A 24,645-nucleotide genomic window follows, 5' to 3' on the forward strand; every position below is an offset into this window, starting at 1 on the left:
TATGCCTCTAACAATCCTCGGTATTCGTCATCATGGGGTGGGTTCGGCAAAAAATGTGGCTGAACGCTTGGAACAATTGCGTCCTGATATGATTTTGATTGAAGGTCCACCTGAAATTTCAACCGCTTTAGCACAAATTGGACATCCTGATTTGAAACCGCCTGTGTCGGTAATGATTTATAATACCGAAAACCCCAGACAGTCATCCTTTTATCCTTTTGCTGCTTATTCTCCAGAATGGGTTGCCGCCGTTTATGCCAATAAAAATAACATTCCTTTACGGGCAATGGATTTACCCGCTGCCATTGGGTTTCAGATAGATAATTTGAAACAAGAGGAAGCTCAGGCAATTACTGAACAAATTAATGAAACAGAAGAGGCTAATGTGCCAGATATTCCTCATAAGGTTTCCCCACGTGACCCACTTAGCTATTTAGCCGAAGTATCTGGCTTTAGTTCTGGAGAAGCTTTTTGGGAACATCATTTTGAAAAAAACTACCTCAAAGATGCTGAAATAGAACATTTTGAAGCTGTTGTTTTAGCGATGTGTTCACTCAGAGAACAAGGTATTTTATCCTCTTTAGACGAAGAGAACGTCTATCGTGAAGCCTATATGCGTGAAATTATTCGGAAAGCACAAAATGAATTATTTAGCAATATCGTCGTGATTTGTGGGGCTTGGCACGCACCTGTTCTTCAAGAGTTAGATAAATCGGCTAAAGCTGATACCAAGATTTTAAAGGCTTTACCCAAAACAAAAATCAAAGTATTGGCAACTTGGATTCCGTGGACAAATCAGCGTCTTTCGATACAGTCGGGTTATGGAGCAGGTATTTATTCGCCGGGATGGTTTGAACATCTCTGGCAAACACCTCAAGAGTATGATTTACATTGGCTGACCAAAGTAGCAGCAATTTTCAGAAATAAAAATGTAGATATTTCTACGGCTCATATTATTGAAGCCGTTCGTTTGGCAGAAAGTTTGGCTGCTCTCCGCAATTCGCCTAAAGTCAGTTTAGACGAACTCAATGAAGCCGTCTTGGCTGTTATGTGCATGGGCGATGCCATCATGCTAAATTTAGTTCGTGAGGAATTAATTATAGGAAAAAAATTAGGGAAAGTACCTTCAGATATTCCAAAAGTACCTTTACAAGAAGATTTTGAGCGAACCATCAAATCGCTTCGTTTACCCCTTACTGCCAATGCCAAACAATATGACTTGGATTTACGCAATGAAAATGATTTAAAAAGAAGTGTTTTCTTGCATCGTCTGGAAATACTACAAATTACTTGGGCAAAACGAATAGGAAGCAATAGTAAAGGTACTTTCAAAGAATCTTGGAAGTTGGAGTGGGAGCCTGAAATGATGATTTCATTGATTGACAAAGCATTTTTTGGCAATACAATACAATTGGCGACTCAACAAACAATTCTTTATCAATTAGTAGATGAAACTTCTGTTGGAAAAGTATCCGAATTAATTCAAAAAACCATTCCTGCTGAATTATTCGACATCATCGAAAAACTGCTACAAAAAGTAAACGACCTCGCTACGATTTCAGCCGACATCATGGATTTGATGTTTGCTTACCCGCCTTTGGTGCAAGTAAGTCGTTATGGGAATGTTCGTAAAACAGACCTTTCAATGATTCAAGGAATTGTTGAAAGCCTCATTACCAAAATAGCGATTGGTTTACCAAATGCTTGTTATGGATTAGACGAAGCCAATGCCGAGAAGATGTTTCAAAAAATTGGACAAGTAAACGAAGCTGTACAATTGAGCGACAAACCCGAAATTGACCAACTATGGATGGACGCTTTGAGTAAATTATTAGCAAAATCAGGCGTAAATCAGCTCATAAAAGGCTGTACTTGTCGCTTATTGTTGGATGCACAATATCTTTCAGAAGAAGAAACAGACAAACAATTATATTATTCATTATCCGTGAATAATGACCCGATTGAAGTAGCCGCTTGGGTTGAAGGATTTTTGAAAGGCAGTGGAATGATTTTGATTTATGACCATAAACTCTGGAACCTGATTTACCGTTGGGTAGCCCAAATTCAAGAAGATGTTTTCATGGAATTATTACCCATTTTACGCAGAACATTTTCCAAATTTGAATACGCCGAACGTCGCCAAATTGGCGAAAAAGCCAAAGAAGGAATTATTACAGATGATTATTCAAGTACTTCAAATACAGCAGAAGAATTAGACGAAAAACGAGCAGCAATGGTTTTGCCTGTGTTGGAAATGTTAATGGGGATATAATGGAAAACGAAACACAACTCAAAAAATGGCGGTTAATTCTGGGTGGAGATGAAGCCGATGGTATCGGTTGCCAATTATCGGATGCAGAAATACAGATTGATAAAGCTCTGACGGCTTTGTATGATTTCGATAAAAAACAAAAATTCGATTATACTCAGTCGAAAGGTAAAGGTGGTAGCGAAGGTTCAAGCCCAAGTGTTGCTCGTTGGTTGGGCGATATTCGCAATTATTTTCCGCAATCGGTTGTGAAAGTCATGCAAAATGACGCTTTGAAACACCCTCAATTGCAAAGAAAAATGATGCTCGAGCCCGAAATTTTAGAGCAAACTACGCCCGACGTACATTTGGTGGCAACTTTGATGGAATTAGGAAAATTGATTCCCGAAAAAACAAAAGATACTGCTCGCCGAGTAGTTGAAAAAGTAGTGGATGAATTGATGCAAAAATTAGAACAAAAAACGGTTACTGCTTTATCGGGTGCTTTAAGCCGTTCTGTTAGAAATTATCGTCCACGTTACAATGAGATTGATTGGAATGCCACCATCAAAAAAAATCTAAAACATTATCAGCCTGATTACAAAACGATTATTCCTGAAGTCAAAATTGGTTATGGACGAAAAGCAAAGCGTTCGCTCAAAGATATTGTACTTTGTTTAGACCAAAGTGGTTCTATGGGAACATCGGTTGTGTATTCGGGTATTTTCGGAGCAGTGATGGCTTCTTTGCCGAATGTGAGTACTCGAATGATTGTATTTGATACACAAGTAGCCGACCTTACCGAAGACCTGCAAGACCCAGTTGATTTACTTTTTGGCGTACAATTGGGAGGTGGAACAGACATCAATTTGGCTTTACAGTACTGTCAGGAAATTATTAAAAAGCCCGATGATACAATCTTGGTTTTGATTACAGATTTGTTTGAAGGAGGAAATCTTGAACAAATGAAAAAACGAGCCGTTGCTTTAGTAGAATCGGGCGTACAAGTGATTTGTTTGTTGGCACTAAATGATGATGGAAGTCCTTCTTATGAGTCTTCGGTGGCAAAATTCTTTTCAGAGCATTCAATTCCTGTTTTTGCCTGTACTCCTGATATGTTTCCAGATTTGATGGCTGCGGCTATTCAGAAAAAAGACTTATTTCAATGGGCTGGTGAAAATGATATTGTTTTAAAAGGTATTTAGTAAAGTAATCAAAAATCTTTTTCGATGTTTTTCTACAAATGGTCATTTTGACCATTTGTAGAAAAACATCGAAACTTACTTCTATTATTCTTCTAAATAATCCAAATCCTTCCCGTGTGTCTCTTGAATGGTTAAAATAGAATAGAAAGCTATTGTAAAACAGATAGCACCAACAATGGCTGCCGAATGAAATACACCAATATCTCCTTTTAAGCTTGAGTACAATAAAGTCATACCAATTACTGTTCCACGTACCATATTGGGTACAGTAGTAGCGGCGGTAGCTCGGAGGTTTGTTCCGAATTGTTCTGCACCAATTGTCACAAACATTGCCCAGTATCCCACTGAAAAGCCCATAAAAACACAGACTGTATATAAGCCAGATGCGGTAGAAATTCCTGCGTAAAGGAAAATAATGCTACAAATCAAGGAAAGGCTTAATAGAATGGTAACAGCTTTTTTACGAGATTTCAATAGTTGACTAATTATTCCACTAGATAAATCCCCAATTGCAAGCCCAACATAACAAAACATAATGGCTTTGCCTGGTTCAATGTTTTCTGGAATACCTAATTTCTTTCCAAATTCATTGGCGAATGTGGCTAAAATACCAATCACAAACCAAGTAGGCATACCGATAGCAATACATTTTAAATATCGTTTAAGCTTATCAGCGTTAGTAAAAAGAGCAAAAAAATTGCCTTTACTAACGTGTTTTTGTTTTTTTAAATTTTCAAAAATTCCCGATTCAAATACACTGATTCGCATCAATAACAAAACAATTCCTAAGCCACCACCAATAAAGTAAGCATTTCGCCAGCCTCCAAATTGAGTTACGGTAAAATAAGCCGCCACCGCACCAAATAAGCCAATGCCTGCAACTAACGATGTACCTAAAGCTCTTAATTCTTTTGGTAATACTTCCGAAACCAACGTGATTCCTGCTCCTAATTCGCCCGCTAAACCTACACCAGCGACGAATCGTAAAATAGCATAAGTAGTAGGGTCTTGGATAAAACCACAGGCAATATTGGCAATAGAATAAGTAACAATAGAACCAAAAAGTACAGATAATCTTCCTTTTTTATCCCCTAAAACGCCCCATAAAATCCCTCCTATTAATAAACCGCCCATTTGCCAGTTTAGAATATCTTTTCCGACTGACGAGATTTCTTCATCATTCAAACCTAAATCTCGCAAGCTTGAAACTCGAACAATTCCAAATAAAAGAAGATCATAAATATCAACAAAATAACCTAAAGAGGCGACAATTACAGGAATACTCAGGAGATGTTGTAAGGGAGTTTTTGAAAGCGTATTAGTCATGTTCAATTTGTTAAAAAGGGTTTGTCACAAAAATCGTAAGGAAATACAATCAATCCAATTCTATTACAACAAAATCTAAGACTTAAATACATAAGACTTATGATTCTACCCTTTTACTCGTAATAATCTGGCTTTCCTTATACATCTAAAAACAATATTTGACATCAATCAGGTTTAAAGGAAACAATCCTCATGTGTTCATTGTGTTCCTCATTCCTAATATTGTAAAAATTTTAATAAGTATTTGTTCTCATTTTTTAGAATATTACGACCAAACACTTATAATCTTTCGTATATTTTACAGAAACATTTTTTTATTTTTTACAAAAAATATTTTGAAGAATAAAAGTTATGAGCATAAACTAAATAATTTTTAGCGTGATGTTTTAATTTTTTTTTCAAGAAAATCAGTGTACAAAAAACAAATCCTGAGAAAAAATTTTAATTATTTTTTAATATTTTCAAAAAATATCAAACATAATTTTTTAACTTAGGATAATAAATTCATCGTTTAAACCAAACAGTGTTTGAAAATTTACAAATAATACAAGAATTATCCTGTTATTATATTTTTTATTCACTCCATTTTTAACCGCCAATAAACAATGGAAAAACGCTTACTTTTTATTCTATTATACCTAGTTCCGCTTCTAGGTTTTAGCCAAAATGTTGAAAGAATCAAAATTGCTTCTATCACTCCTAGTGAAAATACAGGGCAAGATTATAGTCCATGGCTAAATGATGACTTGAATGATCAAGTACAAAGTGCTTGGTCTGGCAATTTCAAATGGGTTGATGTAACGCTTTCATTAGAAAGATCGTGCAAGGTTACTAAAATCTCTTTATACGATGCCCAAGGAACTTTTGAAAATACTCCCGTATCAATTTATGCTACTGATGGCACAAATAAAGTATTGTTAGGTCTTTTTAAAGGACTAACATATAATTCGTTTGTTGATATCTCTCTAGTTACTCCTGTTGATGCAAAAGCTATTATCATTCATAAATATGCCAATGATATTCCACAAAAAGTTCAAATCTATGGTATTCCGACAGGTGCCATTATTGTTCCAACACAACCTGTTGTAACTCCAGAGCCAGTTGTGGTTGCTCCAACAATCGCTGCAGAACGCATTAAAATAACTGCTGTAAAACCAAGCGAAGAAACAGGTCAGGACTTTACGCCTTGGTTGAATGATGATTTGAACAACTACGTTGAAAATGCTTGGGGAAGTAGTAACAATAAGTGGGTTGATGTAAAATTGACTTTAGAGAAACGTAGTAAAGTCTCAAAATTATCGTTGTATGATACCGAAGGGACTTTCACAGAGCATCCTGTATCTCTTTATGCCTTAGACGGAACGAATAAGACATTACTAGGTACTTTTGAAGGGCTTACTTATAAAACATTTGTTGATATTGTGGTTGCTAGTCCAGTTGATGCGGATGCCATTATTGTTCGTAAGTATGGAAATGATATTCCGCAAAAAGTATATGTTTATGGTTTTGCGGCAACAACTCCTGCTGTATCAACACCAGAAGAACCAATTGTAACACCTGAACCAGAGCCAGTTGTGGTTACACCAACGCCTACTCCAACAGAACCAACTGCTACCCCAGAACGCATTAAAATTATTGCTGTAAAACCAAGTGAAAATACAGGTCAAGATTTTACGCCTTGGTTGAATGATGATTTAAACAATTATGTAGAAAATGCTTGGGGAAGTAGTAACAATAAATGGGTTGATGTAAAATTGACTTTAGAAAAACGTAGTAAAATCACAAAAGTATCATTGTATGATACCGAAGGAACTTTTACCGAAAATCCTGTATCTATTTACGCTTTAGATGGAGCAAATAAAATACTTCTTGGGCTTTTCGAAGGACTTACTTATAAAACATTTGTTGATATTGTGGTAGCAAATCCATTTGATGCGGATGCCATTATTGTGCGTAAATACGGAAATGATATTCCACAAAAAGTATATGTTTATGGTTTAGCTGCCACAACTCCTGCTGTATCAGTACCAGAAGAACCAGTTGTAACGCCTGAACCTGATCCAGTTGTGGTTACTCCAACGCCTACACCAAGTCCTGTTGTGAAAGGTACAAAAATTACAATCGACCCTAAACGTTGGTATGAACTTAACACAATTGGACGAGGCTTAAAAGAATTAGTTGATGGCGATTTAACAACTACCGTTGAACAAAGTTGGGTAAAAGTAATGACGAATTACGATGCTTACTATCCACTGCTTGATGATGAAGAAATTACATTAGAAAGTATCCGTTTTTACGATGGTCAAGGGATTTTTACAAATGACCCAATGACTCTTTCTGTCATTACAGATAAATGGGAAAGAATACCTGTTGCTAAATTTACAGGAGAAGCTTATCAAGAATGGGTTGGTCCTAATCCTGCTAATCCTAATACTTTCATCTTGAGTAATCCCCCAACTGGAAAAATTAGATACTTGGTTATCAATACTCATGGGCAATATCCAACTGAAATGGAATTGTATGGTACACATAAGCAAAGTACTAAACCAGTAACAGTAGCACAAAACACCGTTAAAATGAGAGATGGTTTTGGTGCAAACGGTTTCGAATGGGATTTTTATAATCCTTTTGATGCCGATGAAATCGACGAAACAAAATTTAATGCAGTTAAATCTTTCACAGGTTTCCGCCATTATATAGACTGGGATAAACTGGAAGCTCGTGAAGGAAGCTATACTTTCAACCCTACATTTAATGGTGGTTGGGATTACGATAAAGTATATGACCGTTGCAAAAAACAAGGTATCGAAGTATTAGCTTGTATCCAAACAGCACCAGACTGGCTTGTGAATACTTATCCTGAAGAACAAAGAGATAGAAATGTTACTCCTGTTAAATACGGAAAATCTGTCACTGACCCTGCTTCTTATATTCAGCAAGCTCGTGTTGCTTTTCAATTTGCAGCTCGTTATGGAAATAATACTAATGTTGATAGAACCCTTTTGAGTGTTTATGACAAACCTAGATGGACTTTCGACCGTGTAAATACTGTTAAAGTTGGCTTGGGTGTAGTAAAATACATGGAATGTGGTAATGAGCGTGACAAATGGTGGAAAGGACGCAGTGCATACCAAACCGCTCGTGAACATGCCGCCAACTTATCTGCTTTCTATGATGGTCATAAAAATACAATGGGTCCTGGCGTTGGTGTAAAAAATGCAGACCCAACAATGAACGTTGTAATGGCAGGTTTGGCATCAGCATCAACTGATTATGTAAGAGGAATGATTGACTGGTGTAAAGAATTCAGAGGCTATAAAGCTGATGGAAAGGTTGATTTATGCTGGGATGTAATCAACTATCACCTTTACTCTGATGATGCTAATTCTAGCCAAAGTGGAACATCTAGTCGTGGTGCAGCTCCAGAAGTATCAAGTGCAGGGCAAACAGCTAAAGATTTTGTTCAAATGGCACATGATTATGCTTATGATATGCCTGTTTGGATTTCAGAATTAGGTTACGACATCAACCAAGGAAGTGCATTGAAAGCGATTCCAATCGGAGATAAATCAGAATATGTTACTCAAGCAGACTGGACGTTGAGATCATCATTGTTACATAACCGTTTGGGCATTGCTAAAACATTCTTTTATGAAATCTATGACGATAATTTTGCAAACCCTTTACATTTTGCTTCTTCTGGCTTAATTAATCAAGATAAAACACGAAGACCAGCAGCAGATTACTTATATCAAACTAATAAATTGATGGGAGAATATGTGTATAAAGAAACGATTTCTCAAGATCCAATGGTTGACCGTTATGAATTAAATGGTAAATCTGCTTATGTTTTATTTATTCCAGATGAAAAAGGTCGTACTGGAAGCTATACTTTAAATCTTGGTAATGTTTCAAAAGGAAATTTATACGCTCCAAAAATAGGTGCAGATTCTATGAGTGTTTCAGCACTTACTGGTAGTTCAGGAAAATTTACGTTAAATGTTACCGAAACTCCGATTTTCTTTATCCCAACGGGAACAGAAACAGTAACAGTTAAAACGGGAAGCGTTACTCCTCCCAAAGAAATGTTTAGCCTTGCTAGTACAGAGAAGTCTATTGACGAAATGCCAGCGTTAGCATCTTTAAATACATATCCTAATCCAACAACCGATTATGTATTATTAACCCTTGAAAACGAAAGCACAGAAAATTTAGAAGTAAAAGTAAGCGACTTAACATTGGGCAGAGTAATGATACAAGATGTTTATGAAAAAACTGGCGTAAAATTCTCTCAAAAAATAAGCCTTAGCAATTTACCTGTTGGAAATTATGCTATCGAGGTCGTTCAAGGTAAAGATCAAATGGTGAAAAAAATCATTAAAACGAATTAGAATAAACTTAGCTGCCCTATAATTTTTTTAGTGGCAGCTAAGTATGGTTTTCTTTTTCCTGTATTGATTAATTTCACATCTGTTCTGAAAACCGTTCCTAATTGCATTTGGCTACGTTGTTTTCGGGAACAGCTCACCCACAAAACTGGAACTTTTTGACCTTCTTTTGGGCGTACTCTTATCCTTTTACTTTTAGTATCGTAAATTGTTGATAAAAATATATCCTTAAAATAAATTGTTTCAGCCATAACCTTTTAGTACTTAAGCAATTACAATTTAACAAAAATCATTCATATTCAACAAAAGAAGACTTCTATTTATTTAGAGGTCTTTTGTCGTTTTAAAGCGGCTACTACTACCTATAAACTTTATTTATTGAGTAATATTTTACCTAAAAATAATTAAAATCATAATTTATATCAATAAGTTTATATAAATTTGCACGATTAAAGATTACTTAACCAAAAACAATTTAAAAACATTAAATGAGGATAAATCTGGTTTGATATACTTCAAGCAGAAAACTGTGCCTTATTTTAAATAGACAAATACCATGTCAAAATTAAAATACGTTTTCCTTTACTTATGCTGTATGATAAGTATGGATTTATTGGCTTCACCAGCCAAACAAGTAACGGTGGCAAAAGATGGTAGCGGAGATTTTAAAAGTATTCAAGAAGCTTTTGATGCTATCCCTTTTAATAATAACAGCCCTGTTTTTATCTTTGTCAAAAACGGCACTTATAAAGAAAAAATCGTACTAGATTCCACCAAAAATATGGTAACGCTCGTCGGAGAAAATGCCTCCGGTACTATTTTAACTTTCGATGATTTTTCTGGTAAATTAGGCACAAATGGTATAAAAATAAGTACTACCACTTCCGCATCTACCAGAATTGTTGCAGATGATTTTACGGCCGTAAACATTACTTTTGCAAATGGTGCTGGCCCTGTAGGACAAGCAGTAGCGATGTTGGTTGATGGCGATAAGGCTCGTTTTATCAATTGTCGCTTTCTAGGATTTCAAGATACATTATACCCAAAGCGTGCTGGTACTCGACAGTATTATAAAAATTGTTATATTGAAGGTACAGTAGATTTTATTTTTGGTTGGGCAATTGCTTATTTTGACCATTGCCAATTAAATGGTAAATTAGATGCAGGCTTTTTTACGGCTGCCTCAACACCAGAGAATCAATCTCATGGTTTTGTCTTTAACCGTTGTACTTTAACAGGAAGTGCCCCAGCTGCTACTTATTATTTAGGAAGACCGTGGCGAGATTATGCCAAAACAGTATTTTTGTGTTGCGAAATGTCGAACATCATTAAGCCAGAAGGATGGCACAATTGGCATAAAGTAAATGCTGAAAAAACAGCTTTTTATGCAGAGTATAACTCGAAAGAAGTAGGTGGAATTTCGCAAGCAAGAGTACAATGGTCAAAACAATTAGCAAAATCAGATGTCAAGAAATATACCGTTGAAAATGTACTTGGCGGAAATGACCAGTGGAGAGCAACAAAAGGACTTTCGAAACTGGTTAAAACAAAAGTTTAAGAACCCTCTTTGCTTTCAATTTGTAATTCAGCCTTGCGTCATTCTGATGCAGGGCTTTTTCTTGTTAATTACTCCTAGCCTCTTCTTGCTAAAAATCTTTCTTTCTAACAAAAAACACCCTATTTTTGCATTCTGATATGCAAAAAAAATCTTTCATAATACGGTTATTTAGCACATTATTGATGTGCCAAATATTGGTATTTTCTGTTTATGGAAGAACTTTGTCGGTAAAACAGGCACAGCATTTTGGTAAACACAAATGCAAAATTGAAAGCCCAAGCGAACAGCAAAACCTTAGCTCGAACATTCGTGTATTACTGGATTTAACTATTACAGACGAGCAAACAGCAATATCCCCCACCTTTTCTTGCATTCAAAATACCAATCCTTTAGCATTTCAGTTTGAAACGCCATCTCATTTCAAAAGATATTTTTATCAAATTTTATTCGAGCATTTTATCGCAAAAAATGCCCCTTGAAATACTTCTTCTAAAACAATTTCACAAAAGCTTTACAAAGTTTTTGATGATTTCACGTTATTAAATCTCTAGTTTTATCAGTTCATCCCTTTTCTTTTTTTAGAAAAATCTAAAAATGAAGGGTTTTCTCCTTACTAATTCCTGATTATTTTTTTCAGGAAATAATCCTTTTGTTGCTACATCAGGATTCCAAAATTATATCATTATGTGGAATACAATTGCCAAATTAATCATCCAATATCGCATACTCTGGATAGGAATCATTCTTAGTTCAACAGTATTTATGGGTTTTGAAGCCAGCAAAATCGAACTTTCTTATGAAATTGCGAGAATTTTACCTGCCTACGACCCTATCGAAAAAGAGTACCAAGATTTCCGTAAAACTTTTGGTGAAGACGGAAGTATCATGGTAATTGGCTGGCAGTCGCCAAAGCTTTTTGAATTAGAAAAATATCAAAACCTAGTTAAGCTAACGGAAGATATTAAACGATTGGACGGCATCAAAAACATTATTTCGATAGCTAATTTATACGAATTAAAACGCAATGATTCGCTAAAAAAGTTTGAAGTTGTGCCAATTCATGGCAAAACTTCTTCTATTTCTCAAGTACAATTAGATGCTATTCAGCAAAAAGTGTTAGCCTTGAAATTTTACGACGGCAAGGTAATTAATCAAGAAAGCAACACGGCTTTAATGGCAATTACTTTCAATGAAAAAACATTGAATTCAGCCAATAGAATTGCCATTGTGAATCAAATCAAAAAACTGGCGACAGATTACTCTATTAAAAATCAAACCGAATTACATTTTTCGGGTATGCCTTTTATCCGAACGGCTACGATGCTCAAGGTTTCAAAGGAAATGAAGCTGTTTATGGGTTTAGCCATTTTGATTACGGGTGTCATTTTATGGTTCTTCTTCCGCTCTGTTCGTTTTACGATGCTATCCATTTTTGTCGTATTAATCGGTGTAATTTTTTCTTTGGGAACACTTCAATTACTAGGCTACAAAATCACGATTCTTACTGGACTTATTCCGCCCTTATTAATCGTAATTGGCATTCCTAATGCTATCTTTTTAATTAATAAATACCAAGCAGAATTAATTCAGCATGGCGATAAAGAGTTGGCTTTGAGGAATATGATTACTGGTATTGGGCTTTCTACCTTCTTGGCAAATGTCACTACAGCCATTGGTTTCGGCGTTTTTTACTTTACCAACAGTAGCCTTTTGGTTGAATTTGGTGTTATTGCCGCACTCAATGTCATGATTACTTATCTGCTTTGTATTTTATTAATTCCGATTGCGCTGTTTTATATGGGACTGCCGAAAGCTCGTCACTTGAAACATTTAGAAGTAAAATGGATTAATAATTTTTTAGCAAAAATCAATTACTTGGTACATCATCAACGAAAAGCCATTTATTCGGTGGTTTTGGTTGTGGTGCTTATTTCGGCTTACGGCATCACGAAAGTACAAGTAATTGGCTATGTGGTGGATGATTTACCCAAAAACGACCCAATTTATACGGATTTAAGGTTTTTCGAGAAGAATTTCAATGGTGTTTTGCCTTTCGAAATCATGATTGACACCAAAAAACCAAATGGTGTTTTTGCAGATCAGGCACGTACTTTATACAAAATCAAGGCTTTACAAAACAAAATGAGAGCTTATAAAGAGTTCTCAAAACCATTATCAATTGTTGAGGCAACTAGATTTTTGTATCAATCATATCGTGGTGGCGATGCCAAATATTTTGTATTACCAAACGTGTTGGAACTTGCTAAATTGACAGAATATGTACAAAATGGTGGAGCTTCCGCAAAGCAATTCAAGTCGTTTTTGAATGACGATAAGAGTATTACTCGTCTCAGTTTCCAAATGGCAGATGTAGGTTCTGTACGAATCAAGGAATTGATGGACGAAATTCGCCCGCAAGTAGATGAAATATTCGACCCTAAAGAATATAAAGTGAGTTTAACGGGACACAGTTTAGTTTTCTTGAAAAGTAACGATTACTTACTTTCAAATCTTTACGAAAGTTTATTGATTGCCATCGGTTTGATTGCCATTGTTGGAATGGCTCTTTTCCGTTCTATTCCTGTCATTATTTTATCAAAACTTCCTTGTTTAATTCCCTTGGCATTAACTGCTGGTTTGATGGGTTTCTGGGATATACATTTTAAGCCTTCTACTATTTTGGTATTTAGTATTACTTTCGGAATTGCTTCCGACGGAACGGTTTATTTCCTAACTAGGTATCGTCAGGAATTATACGACAGAGGTCATAGCGTTTCGCAAGCCATCACCAACAGTATTTTTGGTACGGGTTTAAGTATGGTTTATACCGCAATTATTCTTTTCTGTGGTTTCTCAATTTTTGCAGTTTCAAGTTTTGGTGGTACTGCAGCAATGGGCGTAATGGTATCAATTACTTTATTGGTTGCGATGGTTACCAATTTGATTTTATTACCTTCTTTATTACTGACGATTGCGGATTATCAGCAAAAAAAGAAAACGGTTTAATAAAATACTCGCTAAAGTACTAACGTGTAATTAGTTATATGCCAAATAGGCTTTTTAGCTGTTTTTCATTTAAAATATCACGCTTATTAAAATTTATTTAGACTTATTTCAAATAATGCTTGATTTAATTCTTTTTGAAGATTAATTTTGAGGAAGATAAAAAATGGAAATCAATGTTATTTGCGAGTACTTACCAACATGAATTATTCACAACCCAAAAGGGAAGTGTTTTGCAATGCGATTTATCGAATAAAATTTACTTGAATTTTAAAGAATTGACCTTTTCTTTTAAAATTCAAGACTTTTTAGCTTTTCGAAGAAAAGTTCAAGCGGTTAATATTCATGAAATGATTTTTAACATTTCAGATCAATATGACTTTGAGATTCTTGAGTTTCCTCAAAATCAACTTTCGCTTAAATTAACTTTATGTGATATTGTTCAATTAAGAGAATTGCTTGATGGAGCAAGATTCGCTATTGAAATGTATTCTATGTTGCATGAAGTATTAGGAGACTACGAGGTTGTTTAGACTTAGTACAAATTCTAAGCATTTTTCTTCAATACCAAAGCTTTCTATTTCCTTTTTTAGTAATTTGACCTATATAAAAAAGAGAAACAACATGAAAGATTTATTAAGACTCCGTACTTCTCTTAAAGAGGAAATAGAAATAGCATTAAATGCTCAGTGCAAAATAGAAGCTGAGGCTTCTCAGCGATATTTAGCGATGGCTTCGTGGCTAGATAGAAATGGATATGCAAAATCAGCTGACTATCTTTACAAACAAGCTGAAGAAGAAAGAGAACATTTCTTGAAGATATTCAAATATATTACCGAAGTAGGCGGAACAGCCATCACACCAGTGATTGATGAAGTAGCACAAGAATTCGCTTCTTTAAAAAGCGTTTTTGAAATTGCTTTACAAAGTGAAATTGCAGTAACCATTTCAATCAATAAAATTGTAGCAAAAGCTCGTGAAGTAAACGATTATGCTACGGAAGATTTTATGATGTGGTTTGTAACTGAACAAAGAGAAGAAGAAAAGAATGCTCGCAGAGCCTTAGAATTATTCGATTTGATTGATTCAGAAAGCCCAACAGGGAAATTTGTACTGGATAAAGAAATCGCAAAAATTGGTAGCGACGAGTAATAAAAACATTGTAATTAAAAAGAGCTTTCTGAATTACTCAGAAAGCTCTTTTTAATTTAGCTCAAAATTATTTCCTTAAAAAGTTTGTCTGCTTGCCACATCGAAACCTCCGTAAACCATTGATTACTGGGTTGAAAACACATCACTGGAGCATGCTTGCAATGGTCGGTACATTCTATTTTCACGATACCGACGGTATCATCCATTCCATGCTTTTTGATAGAATCCTTCAAAAATTTACGAACATCTTTATGCTTACCGCACTTTTTACCATCGCATACAAAAATGGTTTTTTCTGGGAAACTCATCTCTTTATCAATTAAAATACGAAACAAATATACATTGATATATCTATTTCGTATTTCAATTTGTCTTTTATTTCCAATCAGAAACTAATACTTGTATTCATTACTCCTCTTATATCTTGTCTCTAAAATCTTTCTTCTTAACAAGCTAATTCTTAAAAGAATATAAATCACTATTAATCAAATACTTATTAATCACAGAACGAATTTCTGTTTGACGTTGAGTAGCATTTTTTACTTCTTTTTTCTTGAATCCTTCTACCAAATCATCCAACTCTTTCCACAACATTTTTCCATCTTCTGATTTAGCTTTTAAGCTTAAACCTTTGTTTTGAGCTATCAATTGTCCCCAAACGGCACGTACATCTACCCAGTACTCTCTGTTTTTTGCCCAAAAATCAATGGCTTGTTTACATTTAGCATCATCTATTTTTTGATAATCGTTCAAGCCTTTTTCTTGCGCCAATAATTTATCACCCGAAGCATCACGAATTACTTTATCGTTATCTTGTTCATGCAAATAACCCGCTGGCGTTACATGAATACGGTTATTTCTTCTTAATACTTGATAGTCAGAACGTTTTGTATATTCTCTTCTTGGAAGTGGTGCGTCTGTAATATTTGCCCAAAGGTGTTTTCCATCTTTATGAATCCACGAAGCCGTTCCTTCATAACGTGGCATATCGTTTACTTCAAAAACAGATTGCGTCCATTGTCCTTTTACTTGGTTTTTAGGCAATTGAGTTGCTTTCCAAGTCATTCCTTTATCAAAAGCCAACAAATCTGTGTTTTCGTATTGCCAATCTTCACGCCAGTGTTTTATCACCATGGTGTCATTTATGACCAACAAGTGCATCAACACTAATTTATCTTTACTTTCTTCATCTACAAAAACCCATTCTCTTCCGCCTGTTACGTAACGGTCATGAAATTGGTAATTTTTATCTGGAGCAAAGGTTTCGGCATAACTGAATTTTATATCAAAACAGCCACATTGACCTTTGATAGCTTTGATGTCTTCTGATTTTTGGGCATCTGCTAAGATTGATACTCCCATCAATACAATAGCGGTGAATAGTTTTTTCATGATATTTTTAACAATACTTTTTGTGATACTTCTTGGGGATGATTAATAGTTTTTGATTGTTTTTTTTCCTTTTTTCTTCGACCCCACCAAATGTAAAAACCTGTAATGGGCAATGAAGCGGCAATGAACGAAGCCATAAAAGCCAATATCATACCCGTAAGCCCAAGCACTTTACCGACGTGAATATCATAAATCATTGCGGTGAATTTTTCAGCACCTGTCTGTGTGTCGTAAGCTTTATTTTTGATTAGTTCACCACTTTTTTGGTCGAATGTCAAGAAGCTTCGTTTGATGTAATTATCAGCGTTGTGGTAAATATTGGCACGAATCGTCCCTTTGGCATTATCTTTTTCAGGAAGGTTAAACATAAAAACCTTCCCCGCTGGTACTATTTGATGTGCTTTGTCTGATACTTTCTGTAAAATGCGTGAAGTCTGAAGTGTCAATAAAGTATCTGAATTGACTGGTACTTCCTTGGCAGGAATAAAGCCTCCGTTTGCTGTCCAAATGACAGTCGCTTTGAACCAATCGAAAGCAAACCAAAGCCCAGTAAGTGAAATACATAATGCTAGTAATAAGCTATAAAAGCCTGGAACATTATGTAAATCGTAGTTTTTACGCTTCCATTGTGTTGTTTTTTTCCAGTCAAAACGAATACGTTGTTTCAGTGCTGCTTTATTTTTAGGCCACCAAAGGACTAAACCTGAAATCAATAAGACAATAAACATGACGGTACTCCAACCTACAATTTGTTTTCCGACTTTACCCAAAAGAAGGTCGTAGTGCAAACGCAAAACAATTGGAAACAGCGTGAATTTTGTGTTTTCTACATCCAATACTGCTCCGTTATAAGGGTTCAGATAAACCGTATAGTTGTACTCCCATTGTTGAAAGTAATTCCACCCTTTAGCATTGTACTTAAAAGCTACAAATTGGTAGCTTCCTTGTTTATCAACAGGAGTAACAATACGAGTAATGGACTTTTCTTTTCCTAATTGGGCTTGCGCAATTGCATGGAGATTATCTAATGGTAAAGGCTGTTTTTGTGCCGAAACATAAAGTTTATCGGCATTCCACCAGTTTTGAAGTTCCTGTTCAAAACAGTAAATACAACCCGTTACTCCCAATATAAACACCACCAGCCCGGATGCTAATCCGAACCAAAGGTGTACTTGTCCAATGATTTTTTTAATAGTCATTTTATTAAAATTTGAAAGACATACTTACTGCATAATTCCTTAATGGTTGTGCATAGCCATAAGCATCCCAGTTTTTTTGGTCTGTTAGGTTATTCATTTTTAGCCCAAATCTCACTTTAGATAAATCGTAAAAAACTGTTGCGTTCAGAAGTGTGTAAGCTGGATAGTAGAAAGTATTGGCTGTTGAGAAAAACATTTTATCGACATAATAACCCCCAAAGCCAAGTCCAAGATTTTTAAGTGCTTTGTCTGTGAATTTATAACTAAGCCAGAAATTGGCTACATTTTCAGGTGCAGAAGCTACTTTCTTGCCTTCGGTAGTTTTATCGGTTGCTTTGATGATTCTGTTGTCGTTGTAGGCATAGCCTGCGAAAATATTGAATCCTTTGAAGGGATTGGCAACTATTTCAAACTCTAAACCTTTACTTTCTTGCTCTGCATCTTGAAAAGAAATACCTTTTTCATCTCTGCGGATGGCATCATCAATAGCGATATGATAATAGCTTAATGTAAGGTTGAGTTTTTTATCAAGTAATTCTGTCTTAATTCCTCCTTCAGACTGCACGGCATAAATCGGTTTTGGAACAAATTGCTCGCCCGTTGGCTGATTAATAGGTGCTTGGTTTTGGAAGCCACTCATATAATTTCCAAATACAACTACTTTATCTTTCAGTACTTGATAAACGAATCCTAATTTGGGTGCTAAAGCCGTTTGATTGTATTTCGGTGTTGATGGAATCCCTTTATAATTGAAATTATCAATTCTCAAACTCAACATTGCAGAAAGCCTATCGGTTAAATTCACCACATCAGAAACGTAAACACTGCTTGTAATTTGGTCGGCAACATCAAAAGGAACCATGCCACCACGATTCAGAATGGCTTGGTCAATTTTAGCTTTGGTTAGTGGACTTGATGTTTTAGTAACATTGACAGTATCTATAAAACCATTGTTACTCACTAAAGAGTAATCAAATGTGCCGTTGAAATAACGATAATTCACGCCAGCCAACATTTTATGGCTAATACTTCCTGTTTTAAAAGTACCCGTAAAGTTTTGTTGGAAATTGGTATAATTATTGGCAATCGGGCCATAAATCAATACGTTTCTGGCTACCAAAGTTGGCGAAAGCCAAGTAAGGTAATTTTGATAACTGTGTTTTACATTTTCTGTCACGTATGAAAACAAAGTAGATGAAGTCCAATTGCTAGAAAGTTTGTAATTCGCTTCTAAAAAGTATTTTGAAGAAAAGGTTTCTGCATTGGCATCATCGTTGAAAAGATTCTTTTTGTAGTCTATCGGAAATTGTTCTGGACTAGTATAACCAGCAGGATTGTTGACACGAGTATAAATAGAACGAGTTTGATTGATGCTCAAAAATTCTATATCCGCTAAAATGCGTAAACGATTATTGATTTGGTAAGAGAAACTCGGCGCAATCAAAAACGTATTATTATGTCCTTGGCTTAAATGACTATACTGTCTGTTCACAACAGTATTTACTCTTAACAAAGCCGTTTTATCTTCATTTACAGGCGTATTAATATCGGCGGTAACACGATTAAGCCCAAAACTTCCTAAAGTATAAGAGACATCACCTTTAAAAGTTTCGAAAGGTTTCTTTGTAACCAAATTCACCACACCGCCAAAAGAAGAAATAGATGCTCCAAACAATGTTCCTGAAGGACCTTTGATAACTTCAATGCGTTCAACATTCCCGATTTCAACGGATGAACGAGAAGCTGTTGTTTCCATTCCGTTTCTAGCATTTATTCCCGTAGAAAAACCCCTTGAAGTAATACCAAAACCACCTGCTGGATAATTGATGGGGGCTGCTCCTACCGCATTTGCCAATGCTCCATTAATATTGGTTACTACTTGTTCTTGCAGTAATTCTTTAGGAATCACAGTATAAACCTGTGGATTTTCAAGGTTTTTCAAAGGCAAACGAGCCACAAAATCCGTTTCTTTTTGTGAAAACTTATTGGAATTTGACTGTACTACAACTTCTTGTAACTGATTCGCATTTTCGGCTAAAGTAAAATTTACAACCAACGTTTGTCCTGCTTTTACTTCAACTTGCTGTTCTTTGGTTTCAAGCCCGACCAAGCTTACTTTTAGCTTATATGTTCCTGCTTTGATGCGTTCAATTTTGTATTCTCCATTTTCGTTAGAGATTGTTCCTTTGTTCGTTCCGTTTAATTGTACGTTTACAAATTCAGCAGCCTTTCCATCTGAAGTACTTATTTTTCCCTTTATCGTAGCATTTTGTGCAAATGACACAATACTACAGAGCATTAAGAGATATGTTAAATATAATTTCATGATAATTTGACGAAATAAAAGTTTAGAATTTTAGAATAAGGTTTGCTAAAATGTTGAATGGTTTCTGAGGCGAACCTCCTGAACTCCAGTATTGTTGGTCGAGCAGGTTATTTGCTTTGAGAGCTAATCTATATTTTGGTTGGTCATAAAAAATAGATGCGTTGAGTAAAGTATAAGATGGAATAACGAAGACATTGGTGCTCTCGAACCAAGATTCTCCCACATAATTCCCTCCAGCTCCTAAACCAATTCCTCTAAAATTCCCTTTTGTGAGATAATAACTTACCCAAATATTCACTACATCTTTCGGACTAGCCGTTAGTGACTTTCCATTTAAAGCTTCAGATGCTTTGGTGTATTTATTTTCGTTTTTGGCATAACCTACAACGATGTTCAATCCTGAAATTGGATTGGCAATAAGTTCTACATCCCATCCTTTGCTATTCTGAGTCCCGTTTTGAAGTGTAAAACTCTGACCATTTATTACTTCTGTACGAGTAGCATTTGTTACAGAAATATCATAATAACTGATAGAAGCATTCAGTTTGCTTTTTACCAAATCAAGTTTTACTCCCGTTTCCCACTGATTGGCATATTGTGGTTTTAATACTAAAACAGAATTATCTGGCTGAGTAACAGGTGCTAAATTCACAAAGCCATTCATGTAATTGGCAAAAAGAGCAACTCTTTCTTTTAATGGCTGATAAACTAAACCCATTTTGGGAGATAATGAAGTTTGTTCGTAACCTCCTTTAAATGTTCCTGTAGAAAGCGTATAATCACCTTTTGTTGAGTATCTATCTACTCTCAAGCTCAACATTGCCATTAATTCTGGCGTAATATTGATAACATTTGAGGCATATACTCCAAGAGATTTAGAATTAAAAGTAGTTGTCGTAAAACCTCTTTTTACTGATAATTCATTAATCTTATAGACATTAAAATCTTTTACTGCTTTATTAATATTCAGGGTATCATAAGTAATTGCTGAACGATTTAGTGCATTATAATTTACACTATAATCGACACCGAGAACCATTCTGTTTCGCAATGAACCTAGCGAAAAATCTCCGATAAAATTTTGTTGAAAATGTACATTCCCAAAAGTTTCAGGCGTTTGGTTTCTTACAGTTCGCATCACGGTAGAATCCGTTAGCATCGACAGCGTTGTCCAATAAAAATGTTCATAAGCTCCTTCTGAAAACAAAAATTTTGTTTCTGATTTCCAACTTTTAGAAAGCTTGTACTCCATTTGTCCTCCAAAATTCGTTGCTCTGTTTTGAACATCAACATTATTATTAGTCAACGAGCGATTATACCCAAGCTTCAATTCGTCGAAACTTCTTGCTTTTACTCTTGCAAGTGAAGCAATTGCTAAACTCGACACAGTATAAGAACTTCTAGTAATGTCAAGGTCAACTGTAAATTTTAGGCGGTCACTTACTTGGTACGTAATTGTTGGAGCGATGGTAAAATTCCTAGCAAAGCCTTGGTCTTGAAATGAGTCTTCCGATTGCCAGCCAGTGTTCAATCTGAAAAGTGCCGTTTTTTCATCATTCAATGGCACATTAACATCTGCTGCTACTCTTGAAAAACCAAAGCTTCCTGCGGTAAAGCTTACCTCTCCACCAAAAGTATCGTATGGTTTTTTAGTTACATAATTAAAAACCCCACCGAAAGTAGCATTTCTATTTCCCCCAAATAAAGTACCCGAAGGACCTTTCAAAACTTCTACTCGTTCTAAAATAATTGGATTCATCGGAGCAACAGCACTGGTAATCATATCATTACGCATTCCAACCGTTGTAGCAAATCCTCTTGTTGTCATTCCTTGCGAGCCACCCGCCGAAAAATTTGGTACTGCACCAGGAACATTTCTGTATAAATCTGAACGTTCTGTAATTACTTGCTCTTGCATCAACGCTTTACCAACCACACTATATACTTGTGAGTTTTCCAGATTTTTCAAGGGCATTCTAGCCACACTTTCTGTTTCTTTCTGAGAAAATTTATTGGTATTAGACAGCACGACAACTTCTTGTAACTGATTGGCACTTTCGGCTAAGGTAAAATCTACTACTAACGTTTGTCCTGCTTTTACTTCAACTTGCTGTTCTTTGGTTTCAAGCCCGACCAAGCTTACTTTTAGTTTATATGTTCCTGCTTTGATACGTTCAATTTTGTATTCTCCGTTTTCGTTAGAGATTGTCCCTTTGTTCGTTCCGTTTAATTGTACGTTTACAAATTCAGCAGCCTTTCCATCTGAAGTACTTATTTTTCCTCTAATGATAGCATTTTGTGCAAATGCGACGACATTAAAGAGTAGAAAAAGTATGATAAAATATAATTTCATTTCGAAGTTTATTTTTAGATTTTGTCAGAAAATATTAAAAAGCATAGCCAACACTCAACATCCAGTTGCGTGGTGCACCTGGGAACATCCTGATTTTATCGTAGCCACCCACCCAATAAGTTTTATTCGTCAGGTTATTGGCATTCAGTTGAATCTGGCATTTTGCAATCTTGTAGTAAATTGCTCCTGTAAAAAGCTGATATGTTGGAATTACTTGTGGTTCAGCATTTGCGGCTACAATTGACCCCAAACGTTCGGTGGCGAAATTTGTTCCTAAACCAATGCCCAAGCCGCTTAAACTACCTTTTCCAATGACGTATTTCGTCCAGATATTTCCTTGATGTTTTGGGGCGTTTGGTTTCTGGCGACCGATTAAAGTTTCATCTTTACTTTGGGTAAAAGTGGCATCGTTGTAAGAGTAATTGATGATTAAATTCCAGTTGGTTGCCAATTGACCAATCACATCTAACTCTATTCCTTTCGATACTTCACGTCCTACTTGTGTCAATAAATCGGGCTGACCACTTACTCCTGCATTGTACAAAGCACCATCTACCGTTAATTGATAAATAGAAACATTGGCAGTCAAGCGTTTATCAAACCAATCAGATTTTGCTCCCACTTCATACAATGTACTATAAAGTGGGTCGAAAGGCCCGCCAGCATTTACGTTAGAAACTGCTGTAGAAGTTTGTGGCTGATAGCCTTTCACGAAAGTACCATAAGCATTCACATTTTTATTCAGGCTATAAACCAAGCCTAATCTTGGAATAAGGGCTTTTTGCGTTACTTTATTTTCGGTAGCCGTTTGGTAATTTTCTAAATCTGTAAAATAGTCTTGACGCAAACCTAAAAGTACTTGTAGTTTTTTATAGGTAATTTGGTCTTGCAAATACACGCCTTGTGTTGAATAAAACGTTGGCGGATAGTCTGTTCTTTGATAAAAATATTTACTCATATCCGCCAAAAAGTAAGGATTAGCCGCCGTTAAATCATAATGAGCAACGTTCGGCACAGGATTTCCTTTGGCATCTAATAAGTAATTGGCTTTTTTCGTCGGGTCATACGTATTGATACTTCCTGTGTTTGTTGCATTTCTATAACCTCTTGCCGTAAGTTGTGAACCGCCCGCTACTTGTACTTCTTGGGCATAATCATAACCCAAAACAACCTTATGAGCAGTTTGTCCCAAGTCAAAATCAATGTTGAAGTAATTAGAAACATTATCGACATTAAAGGTTCTTTTACGAATAAAAACCTGCATTTCTATCTCCGAATCTATCAATCCGCCCGCCGCATTTTTGGCATAAGTATTGGCAGAACGGTGTTCTAATAAATCTTCGTTGTAAGAAGTACGCATGAACGAAGAATTGAAACTAACATGATTTGAAAACTTATGGTTTAGGGAAATCGTAGCATTATATACGTTCTCTTTTAGATAATCATTTGAACGATTCAATGATTTTGAAATCGGTGTAGAATATAAATCTCCTGTTCCTAAAACTGACTGACCTCTATCTAATCGAGAATCACCACTTTGTAGAACAATATCAAAGTTTAAACGGGTTTTATTATTGGGTAAGAAGGAAAAGGACGGAGCAACGATATAGTTTTTTTCGAATTGTAAATCTCTGAACGAACCAGAATTTTCATAGCCTAAATTCAAACGATACAAAAGTGTTTTCTCTTCGTTCATTGGGCCTGTAAAATCGGCGGTAGTACGAAAATTAGCAAAACTTCCCATCGAAATATTGAAGGCTTGACGTTTTTCATCCAAAGGTTTTTTCGTTACACGATTCAACGAACCACCCGCTGCCGCATTTCCAAAAAGTGCTGAAGATGGCCCTTTAATGACTTCTACACGTTCGATATGCGGAATTAATTGCTGTTTCCAAAAACTCGTAAAAGCACGCATTCCGTTTACTAACATGGAATAATTATCGTTTCCGCTTACACGATGCCCTCTGATAGTCAAATCATTATAAAATGAAAACTGACTTACACCACTCATATTTTTCACAATATCATTCACCCGAAAAGCGGCTTGATCTTGAATCAATTCTTTGGTAACATAACTGATTGACTGCGGTAAATCTTTCAGAGCCGTTGCCGATTTTGAACCAATAAAAGTTGAGTTGTTCTTATATTCAGTCTCTTTTCTCCCTGTAATTTCAACGGTTTGTAATTCCGTTAGCGATTCATTTAATTGAATCACTAAGGGTGAATGGTCAGAAGTAACTTTTACTTTTTGAAGAAGAGTTTCATAACCGATTCCTGAAATCTGTAAAGTATATTCGCCTTCCTTGAGATTGGCAATTGAGAAAAAACCGTCTTGATTCGTTGTTGTACCAAATTTTGTGCCTTTCAATAATACATTGATACCTGGCAGTTTTGTACTTTTTGTGTCAGAAATACTTCCCGACAAAGTACTTTTCTGAGCAAAAACATATAAGCTCAGAAAAGTAAGAATACTTGTTAAAGATAATTTCATGGAT

16 protein-coding genes are annotated in these 24,645 nt (G+C 35.6%); 8 read left to right on the forward strand and 8 right to left on the reverse strand.

Features of this window, described 5'->3' with window-relative positions; all coding sequences use genetic code 11:
- Position 1 precedes the first annotated feature (1 nt).
- Together VB776_RS11725 and VB776_RS11730 are read left to right on the forward strand one after the other, a co-directional pair.
- Positions 2 to 2,272, forward strand: coding sequence for a DUF5682 family protein (locus tag VB776_RS11725; RefSeq protein WP_323329203.1), 2,271 nt, complete (start codon positions 2 to 4; stop codon positions 2,270 to 2,272).
- Positions 2,272 to 3,453 carry a VWA domain-containing protein gene (locus VB776_RS11730; protein WP_323329205.1) on the forward strand — a complete coding sequence of 394 codons (1,182 nt, stop codon included), beginning with the start codon at positions 2,272 to 2,274 and terminating at the stop codon, positions 3,451 to 3,453. Before VB776_RS11725 ends, VB776_RS11730 begins: the two co-directional genes overlap by 1 nt.
- Before the next feature lie 84 nt (positions 3,454 to 3,537).
- Here the strand turns inward: VB776_RS11730 and VB776_RS11735 are convergent, their stop codons facing one another.
- The gene (locus VB776_RS11735; RefSeq protein ID WP_323329207.1) at positions 3,538 to 4,779 is read right to left on the reverse strand and encodes an MFS transporter; all 1,242 of its coding nucleotides are present in this window, start codon (positions 4,777 to 4,779) and stop codon (positions 3,538 to 3,540) included.
- A gap of 605 nt (positions 4,780 to 5,384) precedes the next feature.
- Between VB776_RS11735 and VB776_RS11740 the strand changes: the two genes are divergently transcribed.
- Positions 5,385 to 9,170 (forward strand): T9SS type A sorting domain-containing protein, encoded by a 3,786-nt coding sequence (locus VB776_RS11740; protein WP_323329209.1) that lies wholly within the window; start codon positions 5,385 to 5,387, stop codon positions 9,168 to 9,170.
- Here the strand turns inward: VB776_RS11740 and VB776_RS11745 are convergent.
- Positions 9,167 to 9,418, reverse strand: coding sequence for a hypothetical protein (locus VB776_RS11745; RefSeq protein WP_323329211.1), 252 nt, complete (start codon positions 9,416 to 9,418; stop codon positions 9,167 to 9,169). The two genes, VB776_RS11740 and VB776_RS11745, sit on opposite strands and share 4 nt — an antisense overlap.
- A 305-nt stretch (positions 9,419 to 9,723) precedes the next feature.
- Here VB776_RS11745 and VB776_RS11750 point away from each other — a divergent pair, with 305 nt between their 5' ends.
- From VB776_RS11750 to VB776_RS11770, 5 genes are all read left to right on the forward strand, one after another.
- On the forward strand, positions 9,724 to 10,725 hold the full coding sequence (locus VB776_RS11750; RefSeq protein WP_323329213.1) for a pectinesterase family protein: 1,002 nt from the start codon (positions 9,724 to 9,726) through the stop codon (positions 10,723 to 10,725).
- A gap of 182 nt (positions 10,726 to 10,907) precedes the next feature.
- Positions 10,908 to 11,204: a hypothetical protein gene (locus VB776_RS11755; protein ID WP_323329215.1), complete on the forward strand. Its 297-nt coding sequence runs from the start codon at positions 10,908 to 10,910 to the stop codon at positions 11,202 to 11,204.
- A 205-nt stretch (positions 11,205 to 11,409) separates the two neighbouring features.
- On the forward strand, positions 11,410 to 13,731 hold the full coding sequence (locus tag VB776_RS11760) for an efflux RND transporter permease subunit (RefSeq protein ID WP_323329217.1): 2,322 nt from the start codon (positions 11,410 to 11,412) through the stop codon (positions 13,729 to 13,731).
- Positions 13,732 to 13,991: 260 nt separating this feature from the next.
- Positions 13,992 to 14,261 (forward strand): hypothetical protein, encoded by a 270-nt coding sequence (locus tag VB776_RS11765; RefSeq protein ID WP_323329220.1) that lies wholly within the window; start codon positions 13,992 to 13,994, stop codon positions 14,259 to 14,261.
- A 91-nt stretch (positions 14,262 to 14,352) separates the two neighbouring features.
- Positions 14,353 to 14,880 carry a ferritin gene (locus tag VB776_RS11770; protein WP_323329223.1) on the forward strand — a complete coding sequence of 176 codons (528 nt, stop codon included), beginning with the start codon at positions 14,353 to 14,355 and terminating at the stop codon, positions 14,878 to 14,880.
- 56 nt (positions 14,881 to 14,936) lie between these two features.
- Here VB776_RS11770 and VB776_RS11775 read toward each other — a convergent pair whose 3' ends face one another.
- The 6 genes from VB776_RS11775 to VB776_RS11800 form a co-directional block, all read right to left on the reverse strand.
- On the reverse strand, positions 14,937 to 15,188 hold the full coding sequence (locus VB776_RS11775; protein ID WP_323329225.1) for a (2Fe-2S) ferredoxin domain-containing protein: 252 nt from the start codon (positions 15,186 to 15,188) through the stop codon (positions 14,937 to 14,939).
- A gap of 145 nt (positions 15,189 to 15,333) precedes the next feature.
- Complete coding sequence (locus tag VB776_RS11780; protein WP_323329227.1) at positions 15,334 to 16,272, reverse strand: DUF6607 family protein; 939 nt, start codon at positions 16,270 to 16,272, stop codon at positions 15,334 to 15,336.
- Positions 16,269 to 17,471: a PepSY-associated TM helix domain-containing protein gene (locus VB776_RS11785; RefSeq protein ID WP_323329229.1), complete on the reverse strand. Its 1,203-nt coding sequence runs from the start codon at positions 17,469 to 17,471 to the stop codon at positions 16,269 to 16,271. The genes VB776_RS11780 and VB776_RS11785 overlap by 4 nt, the downstream gene beginning before the upstream one ends.
- A 4-nt stretch (positions 17,472 to 17,475) precedes the next feature.
- Positions 17,476 to 19,797 (reverse strand): TonB-dependent receptor, encoded by a 2,322-nt coding sequence (locus tag VB776_RS11790; RefSeq protein WP_323329231.1) that lies wholly within the window; start codon positions 19,795 to 19,797, stop codon positions 17,476 to 17,478.
- A gap of 22 nt (positions 19,798 to 19,819) precedes the next feature.
- Entirely contained in the window at positions 19,820 to 22,150 is a 2,331-nt protein-coding gene (locus tag VB776_RS11795; protein WP_323329233.1) for a TonB-dependent receptor, read from the reverse strand.
- Between the two features lie 34 nt (positions 22,151 to 22,184).
- Positions 22,185 to 24,641 carry a TonB-dependent receptor gene (locus VB776_RS11800; RefSeq protein ID WP_323329235.1) on the reverse strand — a complete coding sequence of 819 codons (2,457 nt, stop codon included), beginning with the start codon at positions 24,639 to 24,641 and terminating at the stop codon, positions 22,185 to 22,187.
- Between the last annotated feature and the right edge of the window lie 4 nt (positions 24,642 to 24,645).

It is taken from the genome of Arcicella gelida, from assembly GCF_034931025.1.
GTDB classification, from domain to species: domain Bacteria; phylum Bacteroidota; class Bacteroidia; order Cytophagales; family Spirosomataceae; genus Arcicella; species Arcicella gelida.